This window comes from Pseudomonas sp. MIS38 (genome assembly GCF_019891575.1).
Taxonomy (GTDB): Bacteria; Pseudomonadota; Gammaproteobacteria; order Pseudomonadales; family Pseudomonadaceae; genus Aquipseudomonas; species Aquipseudomonas putida_A.
In genome coordinates, this window is the sequence record NZ_JAFLXF010000056.1 from 1 (window position 1) to 1,200 (window position 1,200).

Genomic DNA, 1,200 nt, shown 5'->3' on the forward strand with positions numbered 1-1,200 from the left:
ACTGTGGGAGATTCTATGTTGCTCAGCAACCCTAGAATCTCAAACTGATCGGTATTCGCCCTGATTCTTCATCAGGGTGAATGCCACTCGGCAGAGCTTGCGAGCAAGAGCTACCAATGCCTGTGTTTTCGAGAAGCCTCTGGCCAGGTAAGACTCGTAAAAAGGCTTCCACTTGGTTGAGCGACACGCCGCCATTGCGGCGTTGTAGGCTAGTCGACGGATCTCCGGATCTCCTTTTTTGCTCAGGAACCTCGGGCCGTTCTTTTTCCCCGAATCGTCCACCGTCAGATCCATACCCAAAAACGCGATGAACGCGTCGCTGTTGGCAAAGTCACCGCGCATATAGGTCGTTGCCAACCCCGTTGCAGTCAGCTCTCCCACGCCCTCGATTGCTTTGCAGCGGCCAATATTGTCATCAATACCGGCCTCTTTGCTGACTTTGCGCAGCAGGTTTTGAATGACCTTGTCGGATCGCTCGAATGCCTTTTGCTGAGCCGTACGTTCTTTCTTCAGCAAGGGTTCGTCGGCCCAGCTCAACATCAGACCCGTATGGTTCTGAATCAGCGTCGCGCGTCTGTGCAGCAAGCTTTTCAGTACGGTGTAGGCTTTAGGAGGCGGGTTCCAAAGCCGCAGTTTGCTTTGTTCATTCGTCAGATAGCGTGCGAGCACGCGTGCATCGCAGGGATCATTTTTGGCTCGCTGACCGACACCGCGACGATAGTGGCTGACTCGATAAGCATCCACCACATAGACCTGATGTCCCATCGCATGAGCCAGATCAACAGTCTCCAAATGGTAGATATTGGTGGCTTCGACAGCGATAGCGCTTTGCGCGGGCAGAGTTTTGAGCCAACGTTTGAGGGCGGCACGATCATTCTTGACCGCTTCAATGGTTTCCAGGTCGGCGCGATAGACAACGATTTCGGCCTTGGCGATATCGATACCAACAACCGTCTGCGAAGTAAGGATTGTCATGACGAATCCTCGGAGCTAGGGTTTAAGAGCTTGTTGGGGTCTACCGTTGCGCTGGCTTGTCTCTGTCGTCGGTTTACCGATGAATTCCTTATTGGCGCTTTGGGTAGAAGGGGCGGGACGAGAAGTCTCCCACGGTCTGTACTGGTCAGAGTCAGAATCGAGTCTGTAGTCCCGCCCACCCCTTCAAGTCTAAACATACAAGCGGGCTTGCTCGCGAAGGCGTCG

Annotated in this window: 1 protein-coding gene; it reads right to left on the reverse strand. The window is 53.8% G+C overall.

Annotation, left to right across the window (positions count from 1 at the left end):
* Nucleotides 1-39: 39 nt before the first annotated feature.
* Complete coding sequence (locus J1G18_RS27820; RefSeq protein WP_135295914.1) at nucleotides 40-975, reverse strand: IS110 family transposase; 936 nt, start codon at nucleotides 973-975, stop codon at nucleotides 40-42.
* Nucleotides 976-1,200: the final 225 nt, after the last annotated feature.